This window comes from Streptomyces drozdowiczii, from assembly GCF_026167665.1.
Taxonomy (GTDB): domain Bacteria; phylum Actinomycetota; class Actinomycetes; order Streptomycetales; family Streptomycetaceae; genus Streptomyces; species Streptomyces drozdowiczii_A.
Genome location: NZ_CP098740.1, coordinates 3418325 through 3441401 on the forward strand (window position 1 = coordinate 3418325; position 23077 = coordinate 3441401).

Sequence of the window (23077 nt, forward strand, 5' to 3'; positions counted from 1 at the left end):
AGCGATCGGGCATCCTCATTTCCGGGTACGGCGCGCTCCGCGCCCCCGGGGCGCACAGGCCCGCGTACGGCCTCTCCAGGACCGCCCCGCCCTCACCCCGCCCCAGCCCCTCCGCGCGATGGCCCGGCGTCAGCCCTGCGGCCGAGGCAGCCGGTTGGACCTGCGCCGGGACGGGAACGCCCCCGAGCCGCCATCAGAAAGCCTCGCCCCGCCGGGTTTTGCGGCGCCCGAATTCCGCGGCATCACCGACACCTCCGGACAAACGGATGCGCCACAAGCAACCCCGGCGCTTACCCGGAAATCGTGAAGCGAGACGGAAGGAAGTGGGAGGAGTGAGGAAGAACGGAAGGGATTCACCGGAGACCGGACAGAGAAGCGACAGAACTCCGTAATGAATGCCGTCCGAAAGAACACGCGCGCATCAGAATCTGGCCAACCCTGCCCTCAACCGTTCAGTGCGTAAGTCTGCTACCGCCGTCCGGGGCACTCGTGCTCGCCTCGACCAGGGCGTCCAGCACGGCCTCGACATCGGGCAGCCAGGGCGCCACGACCGGCGTGGCGGCGGCGCCCTTGGGGCGTGAACCCGGAGTGCGCTCCGGCGCGCGCTCCCAGCGGACCTGCCCCGTGCCGATCTCCGACGGCGGCAGGACCACATAGCCGCCCTCCCCGTGGAATCGCAGCGAGCTCGGCACCCGGTCCTGTGCGTACAGCAGCTCGCCGAGCCGCTCCAGGGTGTACGGGGCGACCAGCAGCGCCCACCGGGTAGGCGTCGCCACCACGGGGCCCAGGCGCAGGCCCGCCCGGTCGAGCGCGGCCAGCGCGCGGGCACCGGCCACCGCCGGCAGGCTCAGGGCGCACGGCGCACGGCCGCCCGTGGCGAGCAGCACCGGCGCGGTCGGCCGGTTCGTCCACCACCAGCGCACCATCCGGGCATCGGTGGTCGCGGCGAGCAGCCCGGGGTCGAAGGGGTGCGCGCCGGGCACCGCGCACTCGGGATCGGGGCACGCGCAGCGGCGGCCGAGGTCGCCGCCCTCACGCAGCCCCGCTCCGGGGAGCACGGGCCACTGCCACTCCGTGGCACAGGTCAGGGCCGCGTCGAGCCGGGCGGAGCCGCCCCTGCGGCCGAGCCTGCGTCGCCTTCCGAGGATCTCGCGCATGAGCGCTCGTTCCTTTCCGTTGAACGCCGAGGGTCCGCCTCGCATCGTGCGCGGTCACACCATGCCTGCGGATCTTCTGGGTGTACGTGCTCGTCGAGCCTGCGGTACGGGTCGTTCGTCGGTACCGAGCGTGAGCCGTGCTGAGCCGGATCGAGCTGCTTGCGGTCGGCATCGTGGCGAGGTGCGGGACGCACGGCGCTCCTGCTGTCCGTGCGTGCGGCCTCGCCACTCGGGGGTGGGGCGCGGCCGTCACAAGAGAGGACGTCCGGACCTGCTGCCGGGTTCCGGGGGCGGGCGGGGCCACCCCTGGCCATCCAAAGAATTACGTACCCAGCATGCCCGGAATGACGCGCCCCTGGGACTTCACCCGGAGGTGCACCCCCGTCGGGCAGACCCAGTCGACCGCTAATGCACACGACGAGGTGCGTTTTTTGGCCAAGTTGATTAAGGCGCGGACACCGGGTTTTCCGGGGGGACAATGCTGGACATCGCCTCACTTGTGCGTGTACATGTGGATGCACTGGTAGCGGCGCAGAATGACATGGGGGTTTGCGATGCTATTCGACGGAACAGACCGCTCGGAAAGCCGGCGACCATGAGCGCTCCGCACCTGCCAAAAGTGGCTGGAATCGATCCAACAGTTCCGGTTTCGGATGAGACTGCCGGGCCGATCGAGGCACTGCCCGCCGCACCCGGTGCCTACATCCAGGACCGGCTCGCCGGCTGGGTCTCCGACCTCACCACGCTCCACGAGCTCACCGAGCGCCTGGCCGGAACCAGCACCCTGGACGACGCACTGCACGAGTTCCTCGACGCCGGGGCCGCCCTGGTCGGCGCCCGCCGGGGCCTGGTCGCCTTCGAACCGTCCGACCGGCGCGGCCCCGTCAGCACCATCGGGCTCGGGCTGGCCCACGCCGAACTGGGCCAGATCGAGACCGTGCCGCGCAGCGCCACCTCGTACGGACGCATCCTGGAGGGCCTGCCCAACCCGGACGGCCCGCTCACCACCCCCGATCTGCTCGGCGACACCGGTCTGGACCCCCGCAGACGCGAGGTCGCCGCCCGCCTCGGCTACGCCGCCAGCTACGCCCTGCCCCTCGCCCACGCGACGACCGGACGGCTCGGCGCCGCCGTCTGGCTCTACGACGAGCCTGCCGAACCCCTGGAACGCCAGCGCCACCTCGTCGGCCTGTACGCCGGATACGCCTCCGAGCACCTGGCCCGCCTGCTGGAACTGGAACGGGCCAGGGCGGATGTCGCCACCGTGACCGAGGAACTGCTGCCCACCCGGCTGCCCCGGATCCCCGGCGTCCAGCTCGCCGTGCGCCACGAGGTGGCCCCCCAGGGCGGCGGCGACTGGTACGACGCCCTGGCCCTGCCGGAGGGCGGCCTCGGGCTCGCCGTCGGATCGGTCGGCGGCTCGGGCCCCAGCGCGCTGGCCGCCACGGGGCGGCTGCGCGCCGGGCTGCGCGCGTACGCCGTGATGGAGGGCGAGGACCCCGTCGCGGTCCTCTCCGACCTCGAACTGCTGCTCCGGCTGACCGAGCCGGCCCGTTCCGCGACCGCCCTCTTCGCGTACTGCGAACCGGCCCGCCGCAGGCTCCTGCTCGCCGGGGCCGGACACACCCCGCCCTGATCATCGGCGAGCGCCGCACCGCGTACGTGGAGACCACGCTCTCCGCCCCGCTGGGCATGCTGTCCTGCTGGGAGGCGCCCAGTGTGGACATCACGCCCGCACCCGGCGAGACGGTTCTGCTGTACACCGACGGCCTCCTGCGCCGGGCCGGCGACTCGATGGACCGGGCGTACGCCCGCCTCCTCTCGGCGGCGGCGAGCGTCCCGAGGGCGCTGCGCGGGGACGCCGCCGCGGTGGCCGACCATGTGGTGCGCACGGTGCTGCCGGACGGGGCCGGGCGGGCGCACCGCACCGAGGACGTGGTCGTGCTCGCGGCCCGGTTCGACTGAGCCGGGACCTTCCTGTGTAAGAGGTCTTCCGGCCCTGGGCCCCCTTCCGTACGCCCGTACGATGGAGGAGGTCCAGTGTCGTATCAAGGAGAACAGTCGTGTCTGAGGAGTTCCCGGAGACCCCGGAGACCGAAGAGACAGAGCCGGTCAAGCAGCGGAAGAACGGCCTGTACCCGGGCGTGTCCGACGAGCTCGCCGCCAGCATGAAGTCCGGCTGGGCCGACACCGAGCTGCACGGCCTGGAGCCGATCGCCCAGGCCGGTCACACGGCCGACCGCCGCGCCGCACTGTCCGCGCGCTTCCCCGGCGAGCGGCTGGTCATTCCCGCCGGCCGGCTGAAGACCCGTTCCAATGACACCGAGTACGCCTTCCGCGCCTCCACCGAGTACGCGTACCTCACCGGTGACCAGACGCAGGACGGCGTCCTCGTCCTGGAGCCGACGGACGACGGCCACGAGGCCACCATCTACCTGCTGCCCCGCTCGAACCGGGAGAACGGCGAGTTCTGGCTCGACGGCCAGGGCGAGCTGTGGGTCGGCCGCCGCCACTCCCTCGCCGAGGCCGAACAGCTGCTGGGCATCCCCGCCAAGGACGTGCGCGAGCTGCCCGCCGCGCTGGCCGAGGCCACCGGCCCCGTCCGCAACGTCCGCGGCCACGACGCCGGCATCGAGGCCGCCCTCACCGACAAGGTCACCGCCGAGCGCGACGAGGAGCTGCGGGTCTACCTCTCCGAGGCGCGCCTGGTGAAGGACGCCTTCGAGATCGCCGAGCTGGAGAAGGCGTGCGACATCACCGCACGCGGCTTCGAGGACGTCGTGAAGGTCCTCGACAAGGCCGAGGCCACCAGCGAGCGCTACATCGAGGGAACGTTCTTCCTGCGCGCCCGCATCGAGGGCAACGACATCGGGTACGGCTCGATCTGCGCCGCCGGCCCGCACGCCACCACCCTGCACTGGGTGCGCAACGACGGTGCCGTCCGCTCGGGCGAGCTGCTGCTGCTGGACGCCGGGGTGGAGACCAACGACCTCTACACGGCCGACGTGACCCGCACCCTTCCCATCAGCGGGACGTTCACTCCGCTCCAGCGCAAGATCTACGACGCGGTGTACGAGGCGCAGGAGGCGGGTATCGCCGCGGTCAAGCCCGGCGCCGACTTCCGCGACTTCCACGACGCCGCACAGCGGGTGCTCACCGAGAAGCTCGTCGAGTGGGGCCTGCTCGGCGACCTGTCGGTGGAGAAGGTCCTGGAGCTGGGCCTCCAGCGCCGCTGGACCCTGCACGGCACCGGCCACATGCTCGGGATGGACGTCCACGACTGCGCCGCCGCGCGCACCGAGGCGTACGTGAACGGCACGCTCGAGCCGGGTGTCTGCCTCACCGTCGAGCCCGGTCTCTATTTCCAGGCCGACGACCTGACCGTGCCCGAGGAGTACCGCGGCATCGGCGTCCGGATCGAGGACGACATCCTCGTCACCGAGGACGGCAACCGGAACCTCTCGGACAAGCTGCCCCGGAGCGCCGACGAGGTCGAGGCGTGGATGGCCCGGCTCAAGGGCTGACCCGCCGCCTGGCCTACGTACGGAAGGGCGCCCCGCTCAGGACACCATGAGCAGGGCGTCCTTCCGCCATTTCAGGACCTTGTCGAAGCTCACGACCGCGCCGGTGCACCCCGGGCGGTTGCCGAAATGGACGTGGTCGGCGAGCTGTTCGATCAGGCACAGGCCCCGTCCCTCCTCGGCGGTGACGGGCGGATGCGACGCGCACTGCGGGTCCGGCAGTCCGCTCCCGGGCTGCCGCTCCGACGTGTGGGGCCCGCCCCGGGTGGGGAAACCGGGCCCCGAATCGGCGACTTCGATGCGGCACTTCTCGCCGTCCAGATACGCGGTGACCCGGTACTGGCCACTGGGCGTGGCCGACGGATCCTCCCAGACATCCGGATCCCTTCCGGCGCCGTCGGAGATGGCGTCGTGCTCGCCGCCGTGCTCGACCGCGTTCGCACAGGCTTCGCTGAGCGCGAGAGACAGGTCGAAGCAGATGTCCGGATCCACGCCCGCGGATTCCATCGTGCCGACCAGAAACCGACGGGCGAGCGGGACGCTCGCAGCGTCGCGCCGCAAATGGAGTGACCACCAGATGCTCATGCTCCGGCCTCCTGGTTGCGGCTAGACATACCGCTACGTATTGCCGCACCGGGGCGGTCGTAAGCACGCGCGTGCTCTGTTGCCGCTCATTCGGCGGATAGCCGGATGCGGCCACACCGGTGTATCCCGGTCCCCCATGCCCGTTACACCCGACCCGGGAGCCGCCGGAACCCGCGCGAACGGCCCTGCTCACGCCCATTCCGGCCGGAAGACGACCTTCCGGACCTGCCGTACGGAGGCGGGGTGCCGGGTGCGATGATGGGCCCGCCATGTCTGTGTCTGTGGGACGCGCCGGAGCCGGTCTACGGCTACTGAGGGCCGCGGTGTTCGCCGCGGTCTGCGTCGCGTTGTCCGCGGCCGGGCACGCGCTGGCCGCCTGCGCGACCGTCCCCTGGTGGACCCTGCTCGCCGGATTCCTCGGCGTCCTCGCGGTGGCCGTCCCCCTCGCCGGACGCGAACGCTCACTGCCCTCCATCGCCGCGGCCCTGGCCGGTGGACAGCTCGCCCTGCACACCCTGTTCGGGCTGGGCACGCACACCATGTCCCCCGGGGCGAGCGGCGGCGACGACGCGCTGATCCGGTTCGCGGCGGGCCTCGTCTGCGGCGCCGGACCCCAGCAGCTGAACGCCGCCGACGCGCGGCACATCGTCGGCACCGCGGGCATCGACCCGGCGGCGGTGACCGCTCAGGCGCACCAGCATCTGGCCGCCGCCCCTTCCGGCCCCGCCTGGGCCACCCCGGCCGGCCTCCTCCACACGCTTCCCAGCCTGCCCATGCTCCTCGGGCACCTGCTGGCCGCCCTGGCCACCGGCTGGCTGCTGCGGCGGGGCGAGGTCGCCCTCTTCCGGCTCGCCCGGCTCTCGGCGCACGGTGCCCAGCAGGTCGCGGCCGGGGCGCGGCTCCGGGCGCTGCGGGACGCGTTCCGGCTCGTCGCCGCTCTGCGCAGCGGCCTGGCCGGCGAGGCCGCGACCGGGCCGCGCACCCCTCGTACCGCCGTGGACGCACCGCGCCCGGCCACCGGGGATCCGTTGCAGCACCTGGTGATCAGGCGCGGGCCGCCCTCCGTGCTCGCCCTCGCAGCCTGACGCGACGCCCTCCACGCGATGCGCCCCCGCCCCTTCGGGCTTCGGCGCGCACTCGGTCCGTTCGGAAGTGGCGTCGCGATGCCGGTGCGCACCCGTGCGCCGGAGCACCTTCCCTTCGTGCCCTGTGGAGTGATCCCTGTCATGAACGTTTCCCGTATCGCCCTCGTCGGCGGCGTCGCCGCCTCCACCGTGCTGCTGCTCGCCGGCACGGCCTCCGCCCACGTCAGCGTCCAGCCCCAGGGCGAGGCCGCCAAGGGCGGCTACGCCGTCATCAACTTCAAGGTCCCCAACGAGCGTGACAACGCCTCGACGACCAAGCTCGAAGTGAACTTCCCGACCGACCACCCGCTGGCGTCCGTCATGCCGCAGCCGGTGCCCGGCTGGGACATCAAGGTGACGAAGAGCAAGCTGGCCAAGCCGCTGGAGATGCACGGCAAGACGATCGACGAGGCCGTCTCCAAGGTCACCTGGACCGGCGGCAAGATCGAGCCCGGCCGCTTCCAGCAGTTCCCGCTCTCCGTCGGCCAGCTCCCGGAGGACGCCGACCAGCTGGTGTTCAAGGCGATCCAGACGTACTCCAACAAGGAGGTCGTGCGCTGGATCGAGGAGCCCAAGGAAGGCGCCGACGAGCCCGAGACCCCCGCGCCCGTCCTCAAGCTGACGGCTGCGGCCGACGACGCGCACGGGGCGGCCGGCGCGGACGCGAAGCCCTCGGACGCGGCTGAGAAGAGCGGCGAGACCACCGCCGCTTCGGCGTCCTCCTCCGACTCCGAGGACAACACCGCCCGGGTGCTCGGCATCGTCGGCATCGTCATCGGCGTCGCCGGCGTCGCCTTCGGCGTTCTGGCCGGGCGCCGTCGTACGGCCTGACCGGCCCCCACGGGGGCCAGGCTGTTCCTGGCCCCCACCCGCTCCACCGACCCCTCAGGAACAGTGCTCCATGGTTAAGAAGATCGTTCCGGCCGCGGCGCTCGTCGTCGCGGCCGCGCTCACCCTGTCCGCCTGCGGCGGCAGCGACAACGACAGCAAGAAGCCCGTGGCCGACGTGTCGATGCAGACCAAGACGCAGGCCGCGACGGTGCTCGACCAGCCGTTCACCAAGCCCGACCTCGTCCTGACCGACACGCACGGCAAGAAGTACGACCTGCGCAAGGAGACCAAGGGCAAGCCGACGCTCATCTACTTCGGCTACACCAACTGCCCCGACGTCTGCCCGCTCATCATGAGCAACATCGCCATCGCCAAGAAGTCCCTGCCCAAGGCCGACCAGGACAATCTCCGGGTCGTCTTCGTCACCACCGACCCGGAGCGCGACACCCCGGCCTCCCTCGGCAGCTGGCTCAAGGCGCAGGACCCCTCCTTCATCGGTCTCACCGGCGACTTCCCGGCCATCCAGGCGGGCGCCCGGCAGATCGGCATCGGCATCTCCGCGCCGAAGAAGGAGAAGGACGGCACGGTCGTCTCGATGCACGGCTCGCAGGTCATCGCCTTCTCCCCGAAGACCGACAAGGGCTACGTGCTGTACAGCGAGGACACCACGCCCGACGACTACACCAAGGACCTCCCCAAGATCGTCAAGGGGGAGAACCCGTGAACCACCGCACCACCCTCGCCGCCGTCCTGGCCGTGACCGCGGGCCTGACGCTGGCGGGGTGCTCGACCTCCTCGGACAAGCCCGCGCTCAAGGTCGTCGGCGGGTTCATGCCGCAGCCCGTCAACGACATGGCGGCCGGCTTCCTCGTCGTGCGGAACAACGGCACCGGCGACGACCGCCTCACCTCGGTCACCAGCCCGCTCTCGGACGACGTCACGATCCACGAGACGAAGAACGATGTCATGCGGAAGGTGACGTCCTTCGACGTGCCCGCGGGCGGTGAGCTGGACCTCGAACGTGGTGGCAACCACATCATGTTCATGAAGCTCAAGAAGCAGCCCAAGCAGGGCCAGAAGGTGTCCGTGGAACTGCACTTCGAGAAGGCCGGCGCGATCGAGGTCGACCTTCCCGTGAAGGAGACCACCCACAACCCGAAGAAGCAGTGAGGGACTGACACGCCATGACAGCCACCGCCCCGCCCTTCGGGCCGCCCCCGTCCGCCTTGCGCCGGCCGCTCGCCGCGGCCGGACTCCTCACCGCGCTGCTCGGCGCGGTACTCGGCCTGCTGCTGGCCGTCGCGGCCCCCGCGTCGGCCCACGCCGCGCTCACCGGGAGCGATCCGCAGGACGGGGCGGTGGTCGCCACGGCACCCACGCAGGTCACCCTCACCTTCTCCGAACAGGTCGCCCTCGGTCCGGACTCCATCCGCGTCCTGGACCCCTCGGGCAAGCGCGCCGACACCAAGGCCGCCCCGCGCGACCTGCACAGCGGGTCCACCGTGAGATACGGCGTCGCCCTGCGCGGCGGCCTCGACGACGGCACGTACACCGTGGCCTGGCAGGCGGTCTCCGCCGACAGCCACCCGGTCTCCGGGGCCTTCACCTTCTCCATCGGAGCGCCCTCCGAGACCACCGTCGCCCTCCCCGACAGCGAGGCCGGCGGCGGGCTCGTCGGCACGCTCTACGACATCGCGCGCTACGCCGCGTACGCCGGCTTCATCGTGCTCGCGGGCGGCGCCGCCTTCGTCCTGGCCTGCTGGCAGCGCGGTGCGGGTGCGCGACCGCTGCAACGTCTGGTGGTACGCGGCTGGCTGACGCTCACCGCGGCGACGATCGCGATGCTGCTCCTGCGCAGCTCGTACACCGGCTCCGGAAAGCTCGGCGACGTCCTCGACCTGGACGGCCTCAAGGCAGTCCTCGACACCAAGCCCGGTGCCGCCCTGGTCTCGCGGCTCCTGCTGCTCGGCGCCGGCGCGCTGTTCGTGGCGGTGCTCTTCGGCACGTACGCCAAGCGCGAGGACCCGCGCGAGAAGAGGGACCTCACCTTCGGCCTCGCCATCGGCGGCGCGGTCATCGCCGCCGGTATCGCCGGCACCTGGGCGCTCGCCGAGCACGCGTCGACCGGCATCCAGCCCGGCATCGCCATGCCCGTGGACGTGCTCCACCTGCTGGCCGTCGCCGCCTGGCTGGGCGGGCTCGTGGCGCTGCTGACCGCCTTGTACCGCACGCCCGACCTGACGTCGGCGGCCGTACGCCGCTTCTCCACGATCGCCTTCGTCAGCGTGGTCGTCCTCGTCGCGACGGGCGTCTACCAGTCGTGGCGCCAGGTCGGTACGTGGTCGGCGCTGACCGGTACGGGTTACGGGCAGCTGCTGCTGGTCAAGGTGGGGCTCGTCGCCGTCCTGGTGGGCATCGCGTCGATGTCGCGCCGGTGGACGGGGAAGCTCGCGGAGGGCGGCGATGCCCCGGCCGCGGTCACGCCCGAGGCCGACGAGGAGCCCGAGGCCGAACCGGACACCGCCGAGGACCCCGCGCGGGCCGCTCAGCTCGCCCGGCAGCGGGCCGCAGTGGCCACCGCCGAGAAGAAGCGGATACGCGACGCCGACCCCGGCCGGTCGGGCCTGCGCCGCTCCGTACTGGCCGAGGTCGGCGTCGCCGTGGCGCTGCTCGCGGTGACCACCGTCCTCACGTCGACCGAGCCGGGCCGTACGCAGGAAGAGGCGGCACGCTCCACGTCGGCGGCGGCCGGGCCCGTGGACAGCGGCCCCGTCAACCTCGCGCTGCCCTTCGACACGGGCGGTGCGAACGGCAAGGGCACGGTACGGATGGACATCGACCCGGGCCGCACCGGCGCCAACGTGATCCACCTGTGGATCGAGGACCCCGCCAAGAAGCCCATGGACGTCCCCGAGGTGAAGATCGCCTTCACCCTGGAGTCCAAGGACATCGGCCCCCTGCCGGTCGTCCCGGTCCGGCTGACCGAGGGGCACTGGACCGCCACCGGCCTCCAGCTCCCGATCGCGGGCGACTGGAAGGTCGCGGTGACGGTGCGGACCTCCGACATCGACCAGACGACGGTCGACAAGAACGTGAAGATCGGCTGAGCAGGACCGTGAGCGGAAAAAGCAAGAACAGCGACACCAGCAACACCCCTGCCCTCTCCCGGCGGCGGCTGCTCTCCACCGCGGGCGCCGCCGGGGCGACCGGGCTGGTCCTCGGCGCGGCCGGCGGCGCCACCGGCTATGCCGCGACCCGGGACGAGGCACCGGCCGCGCTGACCACGGTCGGCTCCACCGAGGTGATGTTTCACGGGAAACATCAACCGGGGATCACCACTCCGCTTCAGGCATCCGGTCATCTGATCGCCTTCGACCTCGCCCCCGGGGCCGGGCGCAAGCAGGCCGCCGCCCTGATGCGCCGGTGGTCCGCGGTGGCCCAGCGGCTGATGTCCGGTGAACCCACCGAGGGCGCGGCGGACGGCCCTGGACACGACACCGGAGTCGCGCTGGACGCGGGCCCGTCCTCGCTCACCGTCACCTTCGGCTTCGGCGCCACCTTCTTCGAACGCACGGGCCTCACCGCGCACCGCCCGCCGGGGCTCGACCCGCTGCCGCCGTTCTCCTCCGACCACCTCGACGCCGGCCGGTCCAACGGGGACCTGTGGGTCCAGATCGGCGCCGACGACGCGCTCGTGGCCTTCCACGCGCTGCGGGCCGTACAGAAGGAGGCCGCCTCGACGGCCACCGTGCGCTGGCAGATGAACGGCTTCAACCGCACGCCCGGCGCGACGGCGAAGCCGATGACCGCCCGCAACCTGATGGGCCAGATCGACGGCACCGGCAATCCGAAGCCCACGGACGACGACTTCGCCACGCGCGTGTTCGTGCCCGGCGGCCAGGACCCGGCGTACGACTGGCTCACGGGCGGCTCGTACGCGGTGGTCCGGCGGATCCGGATGCTCCTGGACGACTGGGAGAAGCTTCCGGTGGAACGCCAGGAGCGGGTCATCGGCCGGCGCAAGGCGGACGGCGCCCCGCTCAGCGGCGGCACCGAGACCACCGCGATGGACCTCGACAAGGCGGGCCCGGACGGCAAGCCGCTGATCCCGGACAACGCGCACGCCCGGATCTCGTCGCCCGAACGCAACAGCGGTGCGGCGATGCTGCGCCGGCCGTTCTCGTACCACGACGGGATCTCCCGGGACGGCACGCCGGACGCCGGGCTGCTGTTCATCTGCTGGCAGGCCGACCCGCTGCGCGGCTTCGTCCCGGTGCAGCGCAAGCTGGACCGGGGGGACGCGCTCTCCCCCTTCATCCGCCACGAGGCGAGCGGGCTGTTCGCGGTGCCGGGCGGGGCGGCGGCCGGTGAGTACGTGGGCCAGCGGCTTCTGGAGTCCTGAGCCGCGGAGGCCCGCCCGTACGGGCCTTCCGCGCCGCCACCGCGCATTAGGGTGACGGTATGTCCGCCACGCGCTACGCCTATCTCGGCCCCGAAGGCACCTTCACCGAGGTCGCCCTCCGTACGCTCCCGGAAGCCGCCACCCGCGAACTCGTCCCGATGGTCTCCGTACCGGCGGCTCTGGACGCGGTGCGCAACGGAACGGCCGCCGCGGCACTCGTACCGATCGAGAACTCCGTCGAGGGCGGCATCACCACCACCCTCGACCAACTCACCAGTGGCGAGCCGCTGATGATCTACCGCGAGGTGCTGCTCTCCATCACCTTCGCGCTGCTCGTACGGCCCGGCACCGAGCTGTCCGACATCAAGACGGTCACCGCACACCCGGCCGCGCAGCCGCAGGTGCGCAACTGGATGGCCGCCCATCTCCCGCAGGCGGTATGGGAGTCGGCGGCATCCAACGGGGACGGCGCGCGGCTCGTGCAGGAGGGCCGCTACGACGCCGCCTTCGCGGGGGAGTTCGCGGCGGAGAGGTACGGACTCGAACCGCTGGTCACCGAGATCCACGACGCGGAGAACGCGCAGACCCGCTTCGTGCTCGTGGGCCGTCCGGCCCGGCCCTCCGCGCCGACCGGCGCGGACAAGACCTCCGTGGTGATCTGGCTGGGCGACGACCACCCCGGTGCCCTGCTCGAACTGCTCCAGGAGTTCGCGGTGCGCGGTGTGAACCTGATGCTGATCCAGTCCCGGCCGACCGGGGCCGGCATCGGCAACTACTGCTTCGCGGTGGACGCGGAGGGCCATATCTCCGACCGCCGGGTCGGCGAGGCGCTGATGGGGCTCAAGCGCATCTGCCCCAATGTGCGATTCCTCGGCTCGTACCCGCGGGCCGGTGTGGCTCCGGAGGATGTACGCCCGCTGCGCGCGGGCACGTCCGACGCGGAGTTCACCGAGGCGTCAGACTGGCTGGCACGCAACCAGGACGGGCGGGCCTGACCGAGCCCTGGGCCATGCGGCCCAGGGCTGCTCTGTGTCCACAGGTCTGGTGGGATCAGAGGATTGTCCGCGTCGGGAAAAGTTATCCACAGGCAAGGGTTTGCACCTGGGGACAAGTCGACACCGCAATCCGACATGGTCGACAAACCGACACAGCTCGCTCACACCCATCCCCAGGGCATCCGTTCGCCCTGTGTCAGCCCAATTCCGCTGATCAACTCTTTAGGGCTAGCAATTTCCACCCGAACGAGCGCGCGAAACGGGTTTGAACCTTGAATCCACCTGTATTCACCAGCCCCCCGGAATGATCTCTTCCACGTCCACAGACTTCCCCCACAGCCTGTGGATAACTTTGACGGTCCGGCCACCCCTGTGGAAAAACTTCGCCCAACTACCCCATGGCGCAAGCCTCGTGACCGACTCGCTCCACAATGCCAAATACTGGCAATTCGGGCAAAGCACCACGCTTGTTCCTATCGGTTCAAGTGGGCGAAGCCGACACCGGTAGCCTGGAGGAGTGATTGACCTTCGCCTGATTCGTGAGGACCCCGACCGTGTTCGCGCCTCCCAGCGCAACCGGGGAGAGGACGTCGCACTCGTCGATGCCCTGCTCTCCGCCGACGAACGGCGCAGGTCGTCCGGGGCCGCTTTCGATGAACTCCGTTCCGAGCAGAAATCGCTCGGCAAACTCATCCCCAAGGCTTCTCCCGAGGAGCGCGCCGAACTCCTGAGCCGCGCCGAGCAGCTCAAGGCCGACGTCAAGGCGGCCGACGCCGCCCAGGACGAGGCCGACGCGGAGACCCGGAATCTGCTGCTGCGGCTCGGCAACATCGTCCACCCGGACGTGCCGGTCGGCGGCGAGGAGGACTTCGTCGTCCTGGAGACGCACGGGACGATCCGCGACTTCGGCGCCGAGGGATTCGAGCCCAAGGACCACCTGGAGCTCGGAGAGGCGCTCGGTGCGATCGACATGGAGCGCGGCGCCAAGGTGTCCGGCTCGCGCTTCTACTACCTGACGGGCGTCGGTGCGCTCCTGGAGCTCGCCCTCGTGAACGCGGCGATCGCCCAGGCCACCGAGGCCGGCTTCACCCCGATGCTGACCCCGACTCTGGTGCGCCCCCGCGCCATGGAGGGCACCGGCTTCCTCGGCCAGGCCGCAGAGGACGTCTACCACCTGGACAAGGACGACCAGTACCTGGTCGGCACCTCCGAGGTCCCCCTCGCCGCGTACCACATGGACGAGATCATCGACGCGGAGAAGCTGCCGCTGCGCTACGCCGGCTACTCCTCCTGCTACCGCCGCGAGGCGGGGACGTACGGCAAGGACACCCGCGGCATCTTCCGGGTGCACCAGTTCACCAAGGTCGAGATGTTCTCGTACGTCGACCCGGCGGACGCGGAGGCCGAGCACCTGCGCCTCCTGGACTGGGAGAAGCAGTGGCTCACCGGCCTCGAACTGCCCTTCCAGGTCATCGACGTCGCCAGCGGCGACCTGGGGGCCTCGGCCACCAGGAAGTACGACTGCGAGGCGTGGATCCCGACCCAGGGCAAGTACCGCGAGCTCACCTCGGCGTCCAACTGCGGCGAGTTCCAGGCGCGGCGGCTCTCGGTCCGGATGCGGGACAACCGCGACGGCAAGAAGACCATGCGGCCCCTGGCCACGCTGAACGGCACGCTCTGCGCCGTCCCGCGCACCATCGTGGCCATCCTGGAGAACCACCAGCTGGCCGACGGTTCGGTACGGGTGCCCGAGGTGCTCCGCCCCTACCTGGGCGGGCGCGAGATCCTGGAGCCGGTCGCCAAGTGACCTTCCCGTACAAGCTTGTCGCGACCGACCTCGACGGCACCCTCCTGCGCGACGACGAGACCGTCTCCGCGCGGACCCGCGAGGCACTGAAGGCCGCCGCCGGTGCCGGCGCGGCGCACATCGTCGTCACCGGCCGCGCCGTCCCGTGGACCCGGCACATCCTGGACGACCTCGGCTACGACGGCCTGGCCGTCTGCGCGCAGGGCGCTCAGGTCTACCACGCGGGTGAGCAGAGGCTGCTCACGTCGCTCACCCTGGACCGGCAGCTCGCCGGGCTCGCCCTCTCCAAGGTCGAGGCGGAGGTCGGCCCCCTGGCGCTGGCCGCGAGCCGCGACGGGCTCGACGGCGAGGTGCTGGTCGGGCCCGGTTACCGCGTGCAGGAGGGGCCGCGTCCGGCCGTCTTCGTGCAGGACCCGGCCGAGATGTGGGCCGCTCCGCTGAACAAGGTGTACATACAGCATCCGGACCTGGACGACGACGCACTGGCGAAGGCCGCGCGGGTGGCGGTCGGCAATCTGGTGGACGTGGTCATGGCGGGCCCGGGGGTCGTGGAGATCCTGCCGCTGGGGCTGAGCAAGGCCACCGGCCTCTCGCTGGCCGCGCGCCGCCTGGGCGTGAAGGCCGCGGACACGATCGCCTTCGGCGACATGCCCAACGACATCCCCATGTTCGCCTGGGCCCGGCACGGCGTGGCCATGGCCAACGCCCACGCCGATCTGAAGGCCGTCGCCCAGGAGACGACCACGTCGAACGAGAACGACGGGATCGCGGTGGTGCTGGAGCGGCTGCTGCGGGAGTCGTAGGACGCTCCTCTTCGTACGTACGGCTCAGGGACCGGGCACCGCCTCGGTCCCTGAGCCTTTTTTCTACGCCTCCCGGTTCCGGATCAGCGCCTGTTGCGGCGGTTCAGCTCCTTGAGATTGCGCGCCAGGGCGTCCATGCGGTCGTCGAGCCGGACCACGTCCTCGGAGACCCCGCTGAGCCTCACGCTCATGGCGCCGACGACCTGGTGGGTCGCCTCCAGCCTGCGGTCGAGGCTGTCCAGCCGGTGCGACATCCGGCTGAGGACCGGGCCCAGCTCCTGGAGCGCGGTGCCCACGCCGGCCAGGTGGCCTTCGACCCGGGTGACGCGGTGTTCGAGCGACGCGTATCCCGCGCGCAGGTCCTGCTCGGCGTCGAGCAGATACGTACGCACGCACCTGGCGACGTCGCTGTCGCGAAGAAGCATGGCGACGTTGAGGACGGTCCGACGGGTGTAGAGCGTCAGTTGAGCATGAGCCTGTGGATAACTTTCCCCCTGGCCCGCACCCAATAGGGACAACATGTCCCTATTAAAGATAGCCAGCTCAGAGCCTCGCAGCAGCCTGAGTCCGTTCTCTCCGAGCTCGGCCCGATGGCGCTGGGTCAGCTTTTTGACGGCCTCTGTGGATACTTCGAAGTAACGTGCCACATCCTCTGTGCGAACGTGAATTCCGTCCGGGAGCATGACAAGGCACTTCACCTTGTCCAGGGCGTCGACGCGCCCCATCTGTTCGACGCGCAGCGCGCGCGATTCGAGTAGGGCGACTTCCGTCGGCATGAGCTGCCTTCCGTTCGTGAGAGCTTCGCGGAAATGGACAGCCCTCTCCCCGGGCTTCAGGGGCGGAGGACGCTCACGGTTGCCACTCACTCAAGGAACCGACCGACGGAGGGCTCCCCCGTCGTATCGGCCATCTGCACTTCTCACGAACGCTACGACGCCACGGATTCCAGTTGCCTCCACGCGCCGTGAACAACGCACCGATAAACGTACAGTTACGCGTAAGACTGTCCGACATGTGACAACCCCCGGCCGATGACCGGGGGTTGTCACATGTCGGACAGCGGTCCGCTCACTCCTCGCCGGCCAGCTTCAGCGTGCGCAGCTTCTGCCCCGCGTACCAGGTCGCCGCGACGGTGACCACCGCCAGCAGGACCGTGGCGAGCGGCAGACCGACGTCCGAGGTGATCGCACCGTTGCCGCCGGTCTTCTCCGCCAGCGCGAGCGACCACTGCTGCACGCTGAGCGTGCGTGCACCCGGCACCAGGCTGCCGAACAGGGCCTCCCACACCAGCGCGTAGACGAGACCCAGCACGACCGCGTGCCGGCTGACCGTGCCCAGCAGCAGGAACAGCGCGCTGTAGGCGATCGAGGCGACCAGAGCGGCGATGGTGTACGCCACCGCGATCTGCTGGCCGTTGCCGTTGAGGATCAGGCCCGCGATCATCGTCGGCACCGCCGAGAAGACCATGGTCACCGCGATCGCGACGATCAGCTTGGTGAAGATGATCGTCGGCCGGCTCACCGGCTTGGACAGCAGGTAGACGATCGAGCCGTCGTCGATCTCCGGGCCGATGGCGCCCGTCCCGGCGATGACGCCGATCAACGGCACCATGGTGGCGATGGCGAATCCGCCCAGGACATCCGAGGCCACCTGGTCGTCGGCCCCCGCGAACATCCGTACCGCCACCGCGATGACGATCAGCAGTGCGGGCAGGACGAAGAGGATGGCGGCCCGGCGCCGGCCGAGCAGCGCCCGGTAGGTGAGCCGGGCGACTGTGGGGTCGTACATGACGTCACAGCTCCTTGTCGGCCTCAGGCCGCTACGAGATAGGAAAAGACCGATTCGAGGGACTCGTCGGACGGTGAAACGGTCAGAAGTCGAATGCCCTGCTCGCGTGCGACCTTGGGCAACAGGGTGGTGAAGCGGCCGAAGTCGATCGCCTGGATAAGCAGAGCGTTCTCTTTCAGGTCCACTTCGATCCCGGCCGTCGACGGATCGGCGATCAGCGCGGCGGCCAGGGCCCGGTCGTCGCTGGACCGTACGAGATAGCGGTGCGGGCGGTCCGTCATCAGCCGGCGGATGCGGCGGAAGTCCCCGGACGCCGCGTGCCGGCCCGCCACGATCACCTCGATGTGCGAGGCGAGCTGTTCGACCTCTTCGAGGATGTGCGAGGAGAAGAGGACCGTACGCCCCTCCGCGCCCATCCGGCGCAGCAGCTCCATCAGCTGCATCCGCTGACGCGGGTCCATCCCGTTGAACGGCTCGTCCAGCAGCAGCACGGAAGGGTTGTGGACCAGCGCGGACGCCATCTTCACGCGCTGACGCATGCCCTTGCTGTACGTCGCGATCTTGCGGTCCTGCGCGTACTCCATCTCGACCGTGGCCAGCGCGGCGGCCGCCTCGGCGTCGCCCAGTCCGTGCAGTTCGGCGTTGGCCACCACGAATTCGCGGCCGGTCAGGAAGTCGTACATCCCCTCCCGCTCGGGCACGATGCCGATCTCCCGGTACACCGCCTCGTTGCGCCAGATCGGCTTCCCGTCGAGCGTGACCGTGCCCGTCGACGGGGCGAGGAATCCGGCCATCATGTTGATCAGCGTCGACTTGCCGGCGCCGTTGGGTCCGAGCAGGCCGGTGACTCCGGGCCCCACGGTCATGCTGACGTCGTTGACGGCGACCACGTTGCCGAACCAGCGGGAGGTGTGGTCGATCTCGATGGTGGTCACAGCCCGACCCTCCGGTAGCGGCGCATGAGCACGGCGTACGAACCGGCGATCAGCGCGAGAACAACGAGCAGATAGATGACGCCGATTCCGGCGCCCGGGCCGTTGCCGCCGGGGAAGGCCGAGGTCGCCCCGAGGAACGCGGTCTGCACCCCGTCGATCAGCGTGATCGGGGAGAACAGGCCGAGATACGGCACCGCGCCCTCGGAGCCGGTCGACCAGGCGATGCCCTGGATGGTGGAGACCGCGCCGTAGGTGATGGTCAGCAGCGCGATGACGGCCGCGACGCCGAAGCCGCGGCGCGGCGTCAGCGCGGCCATCACGAGACCGAGACCGGCGAAGAGCACGGAGAGCAGCAGCACGGACACCATCCCCTGGGCGAACCACTTGGTCTGGTCGCCGAAGTCGAACTTCCCGAGCAGCGCCCCGATGTAGAGGATCACGACCGGCGCACCGGTGAGCACGAAGACGGCGGAGGCCATGGCGGCGAACTTGGCGAGAACGTAGTCCCCGTGCTCGATCGGCCGCGAGAAGTACAGCGGTACGGTCTTGAACCGCAGGTCCCTGGAGACCGCCTGCGGTGCCTGTGCGGCGATGAACAGGCCGATGACGGCCTGCAGATAGATCGCGAACGACGTGTACTTGATCGGAAGTTTCGTCGTCCCCGGTGCGGCAATGGCGACGGCGACGATGATCGCCGCCACGAGGCACATCACGCCGAACAGCAGCATGGGGAGCACCTTGGACTTGGCCGAGCGGCCGAGCCCGAAGGAGCCCCGCAGGGTCTGCGAGTACAGCGAGCGGCGGGCGTACGCGCGCCCGAGCCGCGGGCCGTCGTAGGAGCGGTAGCCGATGTTGTGGATCCGGGAGGTCTCGCTCCCGGTGGCGGCGCCGGTCTCAGTGCTCATCGCGTCCGCTCCCCTTCTGCAGTACGGCTCCGGCCGGCACGGCCGCGGACTGCGCCTCGTCGCTGCGGAACACCTCGGCGATGTGGTGACGGCGCTGTTCCATCCGTACGAGGCCGAGTCCGAGCCCCGCGACGCTGTCGCGCACGAGGTCGTACGTCTCCTCGCCGGTCGCCTCGACCAGCAGGATGTGACCGGCACCGGGCAGTCCCTGGGTGTCCAGTCCGTCGAGGCCGACGAGTTTGACGCCCGCCTCGGTGAGGGAACGGCGCAGGGCGTCCGTCCCGTCCGGGTGGGTGTCGCTGTCGGTGACCTCGACCGCGAGGGTCGTCGTGGTCTGGGTGAAGTCGCTGGTGGAGCTGGAGCGCAGCAGCTTTCCGCCGTCGATGACGACGACGTGGTCGCAGGTGCGCTCCAGCTCGCCGAGCAGGTGCGAGGTGACCAGGACCGAGATGCCGAAGTCGCTGTGGATCCGGCGGATCAGGCCGAGCATCTCGTCGCGGCCGACCGGGTCGAGCCCGTTCGTCGGCTCGTCGAGGAGGACCAGCTGGGGGTCGTGCACCAGCGCCTGGGCCAGCTTGACCCGCTGCTTCATGCCCGTCGAGTAGCCGCCGATGGGGCGGTAGCGCTCCTCGTACAGGCCGACATGGCGCAGGGTGTCCGCCGTGCGTTCACGGGCGGCCGTCGGTGGCAGACCGGACATGCGCGCCATGTGCACGACGAACTCGGTGGCCGAGACGTCGGGCGGCAGGCAGTCGTGCTCCGGCATGTAGCCGACCCGCTCGCGGATGGCGGGACCGCTGGTCGAGACGTCGAGCCCGAGCACGGCGGCCCTGCCCTCGGTTGCGGGGGACAGCCCCAGCAGGATCTTGATCAGTGTGGACTTGCCGGCCCCGTTGGCGCCCACCAGCCCGGTCACACCCGGGCCGATGTCCAGGGTGAGCCGGTCAAGCGCGGTCACCCGGGGGAACCGTTTACTCAGACCTTCGGCAGCGATGACATTCACGGATACGACGGTAGTGGCGAGGACCACAGCGGTCGTCAGACCTGACGGTTGGATCGGCGTCAGCCTCGAGTTGTAGGGGACCCGTAAGGGGACCTCATTGAGGACCACGGCAGCCCCGGTTGGAAGCCGTCATCGCCTGCACAGAGAGTTATCCACAGGCCGCGCACACCCCTTGACGCAGCCGCCGGTCATTGTCACATTCATCAGTGTCACGTTACGAGCACGTACCGCACACAGCAGCGAACGGACGGTGGCATGGCGTCACGAGGGAAGAGCGAACGGCCCGTGGGCACGGGGCAGTCCGGCGGGGACGGAGGCCCGCGTCTGCTCGATCTGCCGGGCGCGCGCGAGCGCCGGGTGGCGACGGGCGGCATCGAGCTGTGCCTGGTCGAGCTGGGGGATCCGCAGCGGCCGACGATCGTGCTGGTGCACGGCTATCCGGACAGCAAGGAGGTCTGGACGCAGGTCGCCGCTCAGCTGGCCGACGCGTGGCACGTCGTCCTGTACGACGTGCGCGGACACGGAAGTTCGACGGCACCGAAGCCCCTGCGCGGCGGTTTCACGCTGGAGAAGCTGACCGATGACTTCCTGGCCGTGGCCGACGCGGTGAGTCCGGACCGTCCTGTGCATGTGGTGGGGCACGACTGGGGTTCGGTCCAGTCCTGGGAGTTCGCCACGGTGAGCCGCACGGAGGGCCGGATCGCGTCCTTCACCTCGATGTCCGGTCCTTCCCTGGACCATTTCGGGCACTGGATCAAGCGCCGGGTGAACCGGCCGACCCCGCGCCGCGTCGGTCAGCTCCTCGGACAGGGCGCCAAGTCCTGGTACGTGTACATGCTGCACACCCCGGTCCTGCCGGAGCTGGCCTGGCGCGGACCGCTGGGCAAGCGCTGGCCGGGCATCCTGGAGCGGCTGGAGAAGGTGCCCCCGGGCGACTACCCGACGTCCTCACTGCCCAACGACGCGGCGCACGGGGCCTGGCTCTACCGGGACAACGTCCGTTCCCGGCTGCGCAGGCCGCGTAACGACGCGTACGCGCATGTGCCGGTGCAGCTGATCACGCCGACCGGGGACGTGTTCCTCTCGGAGCAGCTCTACGACGACCTCGATTCCTGGGTCCCGCAGTTGACCCGTCGCTCGCTTCCGGCCAAGCACTGGGTGCCGCGGACCCGTCCGAACCAGCTGGCTTCGTGGGTCGGGGAGTTCGTGTCGGCCGTCGAGTCGGCCCGGACGACGGGCGCCGCGGTGGAGACCCGCGCGAGTGGGCCCTACGCGGAGTGGTTCGGCGGCCGGCTCGTGCTGGTGACGGGCGCGGCGGGCGGGATAGGGCGCGCCACGGCGCTGGCCTTCGCGGAGGCGGGGGCCCGGGTGGTGGCCGTCGACCGGGATGCCGAAGGGGCCGAGCGCACTGCGGAGTCGGCCCGGCTGGCCGGGGCTCCGGAGGCCTGGGCCGAGGCGGTGGACGTGAGCGACGAGCAGGCCATGGAGAAGCTGGCCGCCCGGGTGGCCGATAAGTACGGCATCGTCGATGTGCTGGTCAACAACGCGGGCATCGGGCTGTCGGGCCCGTTCCTGGAGACGACGTCCGAGGACTGGCGGAACGTCCTCGATGTGAACCTGTGGGGGGTCATCCACGGCTGCCGGCTCTTCGGGCGCCAGATGGCGGAGCGCGGCCAGGGCGGCCATATCGTCAACACCGCTTCCGCTGCCGCCTTCCAGCCGTCCAGGGCGCTCCCCGCGTACAGCACGTCGAAGGCCGCCGTGCTGATGCTCAGCGAGTGCCTGCGCGCGGAGCTCGCCGAGAAGTCGATCGGGGTCAGCGCGATCTGCCCGGGGATCGTCAACACCGGCATCACCGCCACGGCGCGGTTCGTCGGCACGGACGAGGCGGAGGAGCAGCGGCTGCGGAAGCGCGCCGGCAAGCTCTACGGGGCGCGCAACTACCCGCCCGAGAAGGTGGCGGAGGCGATTCTCCGTGCGGTCGTGCGCAATCAGGCCGTCGTTCCGGTGACGCCGGAGTCCCACGCCGTACGCTTCCTGTCCCGCGTCGGCCCCGGGATGCTGCGGGGCATCGCCCGGCTGAAGCCGCCGCTGTGAGCAGGGCGAAGGCTGGGGGCTCGGAGGGCGAACGGGGTTCTCCGGCAGTTCCGTCGGCACCCGAGTACCGGATCGAGGACCTCGCGCACGCGAGTGGTGCCACGGTCCGCACGATTCGCGGCTACCAGGACCGCGGACTGCTGCCCGCCCCGGAGCGACGGGGCCGGGCCAATGTGTACGGACCGGCCCACCTCAGCCGTCTCCGGCAGATCGCCGATCTGCTGGACCGGGGCTACACCCTGGTCAGCATCAAGGAGTTGCTGGACGCCTGGGAGACGGGGCGCGGTCTGGGCGGTGTGCTGGGGCTCGTCGCCGAGGTGCACGGTCCGTGGACCGACGAGCGGGCCGGTCGCATCACCCGAGCCCAACTCGCTTCCGCATTCGGGGGAGTGGCCGATGACCGGGCCATCGGCGAGGCGATCGAGCTCGGCGTACTCGAACGCCTGCCGGGAAACGACGACGAGTTCGGCGTGCCCAGCCCCCAGGAACTCGCGGTCGCGGCTGAGTTGTACGCGGCGGGCGTGCCGCTGTCCGCGATTGCCGGGCAGCTGCGGGAACTTCGCGGGCAGGTCGAGCAGATAGCTTCGCGCTTCCTGGAGTTCACGACTGAGCATGTCTTCGCCCGGTACCTCGGCCACAACTCACCGACCGACGCCGATGCCGACGACGCGGCCTCGATGGTGAGGCGGTTGAGACCGCTCGCCCAGCAGGCCGTGGAAGTCGAACTCGCTCGCGCGATGAGGATGTTCGCGACGCAACACCTGGAGGAACATCTCGCCGCGGATGCAGCCGACGGGTCGGTAGCCGCTGCCCGGGACGAGGCGACCGTGAGCCTTCCGTACTCGACAATCGACGCGGTCGAGCGCCTGGTTGGGCCGGGCGGCGTCGGCGCCTTCATCGCCGCCGCCTCGGAACGGGAGGTGAACAAAAGGACGTTGGACGCCCTCGTCCCACCAGCCCACGGAAAGTGACAACTTGCACAAAACACCCATGAGGGACACTAGTTGTCCACAGTACCGCCAATTCGCCTGTGGATAAGTCGAACTGACTGTGGATCAAACCTTGGGCCCGAAATCGTTTCGGTGAAGGCTGAGCGAAATGGGCATGCGTCTGGGACACGTCGG

19 protein-coding genes and 1 pseudogene are annotated in these 23077 nt (G+C 70.4%); 13 read left to right on the top strand and 7 right to left on the bottom strand.

Features of this window, described 5'->3' with window-relative positions; all coding sequences use genetic code 11:
- Nucleotides 1-452: 452 nt before the first annotated feature.
- Nucleotides 453-1157, bottom strand: a complete 705-nt coding sequence (locus NEH16_RS15510; protein WP_265542949.1) for a bifunctional DNA primase/polymerase — start codon at nucleotides 1155-1157, stop codon at nucleotides 453-455.
- 595 nt (nucleotides 1158-1752) lie between these two features.
- On the opposite strand from NEH16_RS15510, the pseudogene NEH16_RS15515 reads away from it, so the two are divergent.
- A pseudogene (locus NEH16_RS15515) lies at nucleotides 1753-3122 on the top strand (PP2C family protein-serine/threonine phosphatase).
- A gap of 98 nt (nucleotides 3123-3220) precedes the next feature.
- Entirely contained in the window at nucleotides 3221-4681 is a 1461-nt protein-coding gene (locus NEH16_RS15520) for an aminopeptidase P family protein (RefSeq protein ID WP_265542950.1), read from the top strand.
- Between the two features lie 36 nt (nucleotides 4682-4717).
- Here NEH16_RS15520 and NEH16_RS15525 read toward each other — a convergent pair whose 3' ends face one another.
- The gene (locus NEH16_RS15525; RefSeq protein WP_265542951.1) at nucleotides 4718-5263 is read right to left on the bottom strand and encodes an ATP-binding protein; all 546 of its coding nucleotides are present in this window, start codon (nucleotides 5261-5263) and stop codon (nucleotides 4718-4720) included.
- Nucleotides 5264-5532: 269 nt separating this feature from the next.
- On the opposite strand from NEH16_RS15525, the gene NEH16_RS15530 reads away from it, so the two are divergent.
- The 9 genes from NEH16_RS15530 (at nucleotide 5533) to NEH16_RS15570 (ending at nucleotide 15225) form a co-directional block, all read left to right on the top strand.
- Nucleotides 5533-6348 carry a hypothetical protein gene (locus tag NEH16_RS15530; protein ID WP_265542952.1) on the top strand — a complete coding sequence of 272 codons (816 nt, stop codon included), beginning with the start codon at nucleotides 5533-5535 and terminating at the stop codon, nucleotides 6346-6348.
- 141 nt (nucleotides 6349-6489) lie between these two features.
- Entirely contained in the window at nucleotides 6490-7218 is a 729-nt protein-coding gene (locus NEH16_RS15535; protein ID WP_265542953.1) for a YcnI family protein, read from the top strand.
- Between the two features lie 70 nt (nucleotides 7219-7288).
- Nucleotides 7289-7942 carry an SCO family protein gene (locus NEH16_RS15540; RefSeq protein WP_073966709.1) on the top strand — a complete coding sequence of 218 codons (654 nt, stop codon included), beginning with the start codon at nucleotides 7289-7291 and terminating at the stop codon, nucleotides 7940-7942.
- Nucleotides 7939-8388, top strand: coding sequence for a copper chaperone PCu(A)C (locus NEH16_RS15545; protein ID WP_073966708.1), 450 nt, complete (start codon nucleotides 7939-7941; stop codon nucleotides 8386-8388). Before NEH16_RS15540 ends, NEH16_RS15545 begins: the two co-directional genes overlap by 4 nt.
- A gap of 14 nt (nucleotides 8389-8402) precedes the next feature.
- Entirely contained in the window at nucleotides 8403-10325 is a 1923-nt protein-coding gene (locus NEH16_RS15550) for a copper resistance protein CopC (RefSeq protein WP_265542954.1), read from the top strand.
- Between the two features lie 8 nt (nucleotides 10326-10333).
- Entirely contained in the window at nucleotides 10334-11620 is a 1287-nt protein-coding gene (gene efeB, locus NEH16_RS15555) for an iron uptake transporter deferrochelatase/peroxidase subunit (RefSeq protein ID WP_265542956.1), read from the top strand.
- 59 nt (nucleotides 11621-11679) lie between these two features.
- Complete coding sequence (gene pheA / locus NEH16_RS15560; protein ID WP_265542959.1) at nucleotides 11680-12615, top strand: prephenate dehydratase; 936 nt, start codon at nucleotides 11680-11682, stop codon at nucleotides 12613-12615.
- 517 nt (nucleotides 12616-13132) lie between these two features.
- Nucleotides 13133-14422 (top strand): serine--tRNA ligase, encoded by a 1290-nt coding sequence (serS, locus tag NEH16_RS15565; RefSeq protein ID WP_265542961.1) that lies wholly within the window; start codon nucleotides 13133-13135, stop codon nucleotides 14420-14422.
- Nucleotides 14419-15225, top strand: a complete 807-nt coding sequence (locus NEH16_RS15570) for an HAD family hydrolase (RefSeq protein WP_265542963.1) — start codon at nucleotides 14419-14421, stop codon at nucleotides 15223-15225. Before serS ends, NEH16_RS15570 begins: the two co-directional genes overlap by 4 nt.
- Before the next feature lie 83 nt (nucleotides 15226-15308).
- Here NEH16_RS15570 and NEH16_RS15575 read toward each other — a convergent pair whose 3' ends face one another.
- From NEH16_RS15575 to NEH16_RS15595, 5 genes are all read right to left on the bottom strand, one after another.
- Nucleotides 15309-16001, bottom strand: coding sequence for a hypothetical protein (locus NEH16_RS15575; RefSeq protein ID WP_265542965.1), 693 nt, complete (start codon nucleotides 15999-16001; stop codon nucleotides 15309-15311).
- A gap of 292 nt (nucleotides 16002-16293) precedes the next feature.
- Entirely contained in the window at nucleotides 16294-17013 is a 720-nt protein-coding gene (locus tag NEH16_RS15580) for an ABC transporter permease (protein ID WP_073966701.1), read from the bottom strand.
- 23 nt (nucleotides 17014-17036) lie between these two features.
- Complete coding sequence (locus tag NEH16_RS15585) at nucleotides 17037-17948, bottom strand: ABC transporter ATP-binding protein (RefSeq protein ID WP_073966700.1); 912 nt, start codon at nucleotides 17946-17948, stop codon at nucleotides 17037-17039.
- Nucleotides 17945-18853 (bottom strand): ABC transporter permease, encoded by a 909-nt coding sequence (locus tag NEH16_RS15590; protein ID WP_265542967.1) that lies wholly within the window; start codon nucleotides 18851-18853, stop codon nucleotides 17945-17947. The genes NEH16_RS15585 and NEH16_RS15590 overlap by 4 nt, the downstream gene beginning before the upstream one ends.
- Nucleotides 18843-19811 carry an ABC transporter ATP-binding protein gene (locus NEH16_RS15595; protein WP_265542968.1) on the bottom strand — a complete coding sequence of 323 codons (969 nt, stop codon included), beginning with the start codon at nucleotides 19809-19811 and terminating at the stop codon, nucleotides 18843-18845. Before NEH16_RS15595 ends, NEH16_RS15590 begins: the two co-directional genes overlap by 11 nt.
- A gap of 369 nt (nucleotides 19812-20180) precedes the next feature.
- Between NEH16_RS15595 and NEH16_RS15600 the strand changes: the two genes are divergently transcribed.
- Nucleotides 20181-21953, top strand: a complete 1773-nt coding sequence (locus NEH16_RS15600; protein WP_265547202.1) for an SDR family oxidoreductase — start codon at nucleotides 20181-20183, stop codon at nucleotides 21951-21953.
- Nucleotides 21950-22924: a MerR family transcriptional regulator gene (locus NEH16_RS15605; RefSeq protein ID WP_374215622.1), complete on the top strand. Its 975-nt coding sequence runs from the start codon at nucleotides 21950-21952 to the stop codon at nucleotides 22922-22924. The genes NEH16_RS15600 and NEH16_RS15605 overlap by 4 nt, the downstream gene beginning before the upstream one ends.
- Nucleotides 22925-23077: the final 153 nt, after the last annotated feature.

Excerpts from the sequence above, each read along its gene's own strand:
- NEH16_RS15535 (WP_265542953.1), top strand. The coding sequence starts at position 6,490 with ATGAACGTTTCCCGTATCGCCCTCGTCGGCGGCGTCGCCGCCTCCACC.
- NEH16_RS15540 (WP_073966709.1), top strand. The coding sequence starts at position 7,289 with ATGGTTAAGAAGATCGTTCCGGCCGCGGCGCTCGTCGTCGCGGCCGCG.
- NEH16_RS15590 (WP_265542967.1), bottom strand. The coding sequence starts at position 18,853 with ATGAGCACTGAGACCGGCGCCGCCACCGGGAGCGAGACCTCCCGGATC.
- pheA (WP_265542959.1), top strand. The coding sequence starts at position 11,680 with ATGTCCGCCACGCGCTACGCCTATCTCGGCCCCGAAGGCACCTTCACC.
- NEH16_RS15525 (WP_265542951.1), bottom strand. The coding sequence starts at position 5,263 with ATGAGCATCTGGTGGTCACTCCATTTGCGGCGCGACGCTGCGAGCGTC.
- NEH16_RS15510 (WP_265542949.1), bottom strand. The coding sequence starts at position 1,157 with ATGCGCGAGATCCTCGGAAGGCGACGCAGGCTCGGCCGCAGGGGCGGC.
- NEH16_RS15575 (WP_265542965.1), bottom strand. The coding sequence starts at position 16,001 with ATGCCGACGGAAGTCGCCCTACTCGAATCGCGCGCGCTGCGCGTCGAA.
- NEH16_RS15530 (WP_265542952.1), top strand. The coding sequence starts at position 5,533 with ATGTCTGTGTCTGTGGGACGCGCCGGAGCCGGTCTACGGCTACTGAGG.
- NEH16_RS15580 (WP_073966701.1), bottom strand. The coding sequence starts at position 17,013 with ATGTACGACCCCACAGTCGCCCGGCTCACCTACCGGGCGCTGCTCGGC.
- NEH16_RS15550 (WP_265542954.1), top strand. The coding sequence starts at position 8,403 with ATGACAGCCACCGCCCCGCCCTTCGGGCCGCCCCCGTCCGCCTTGCGC.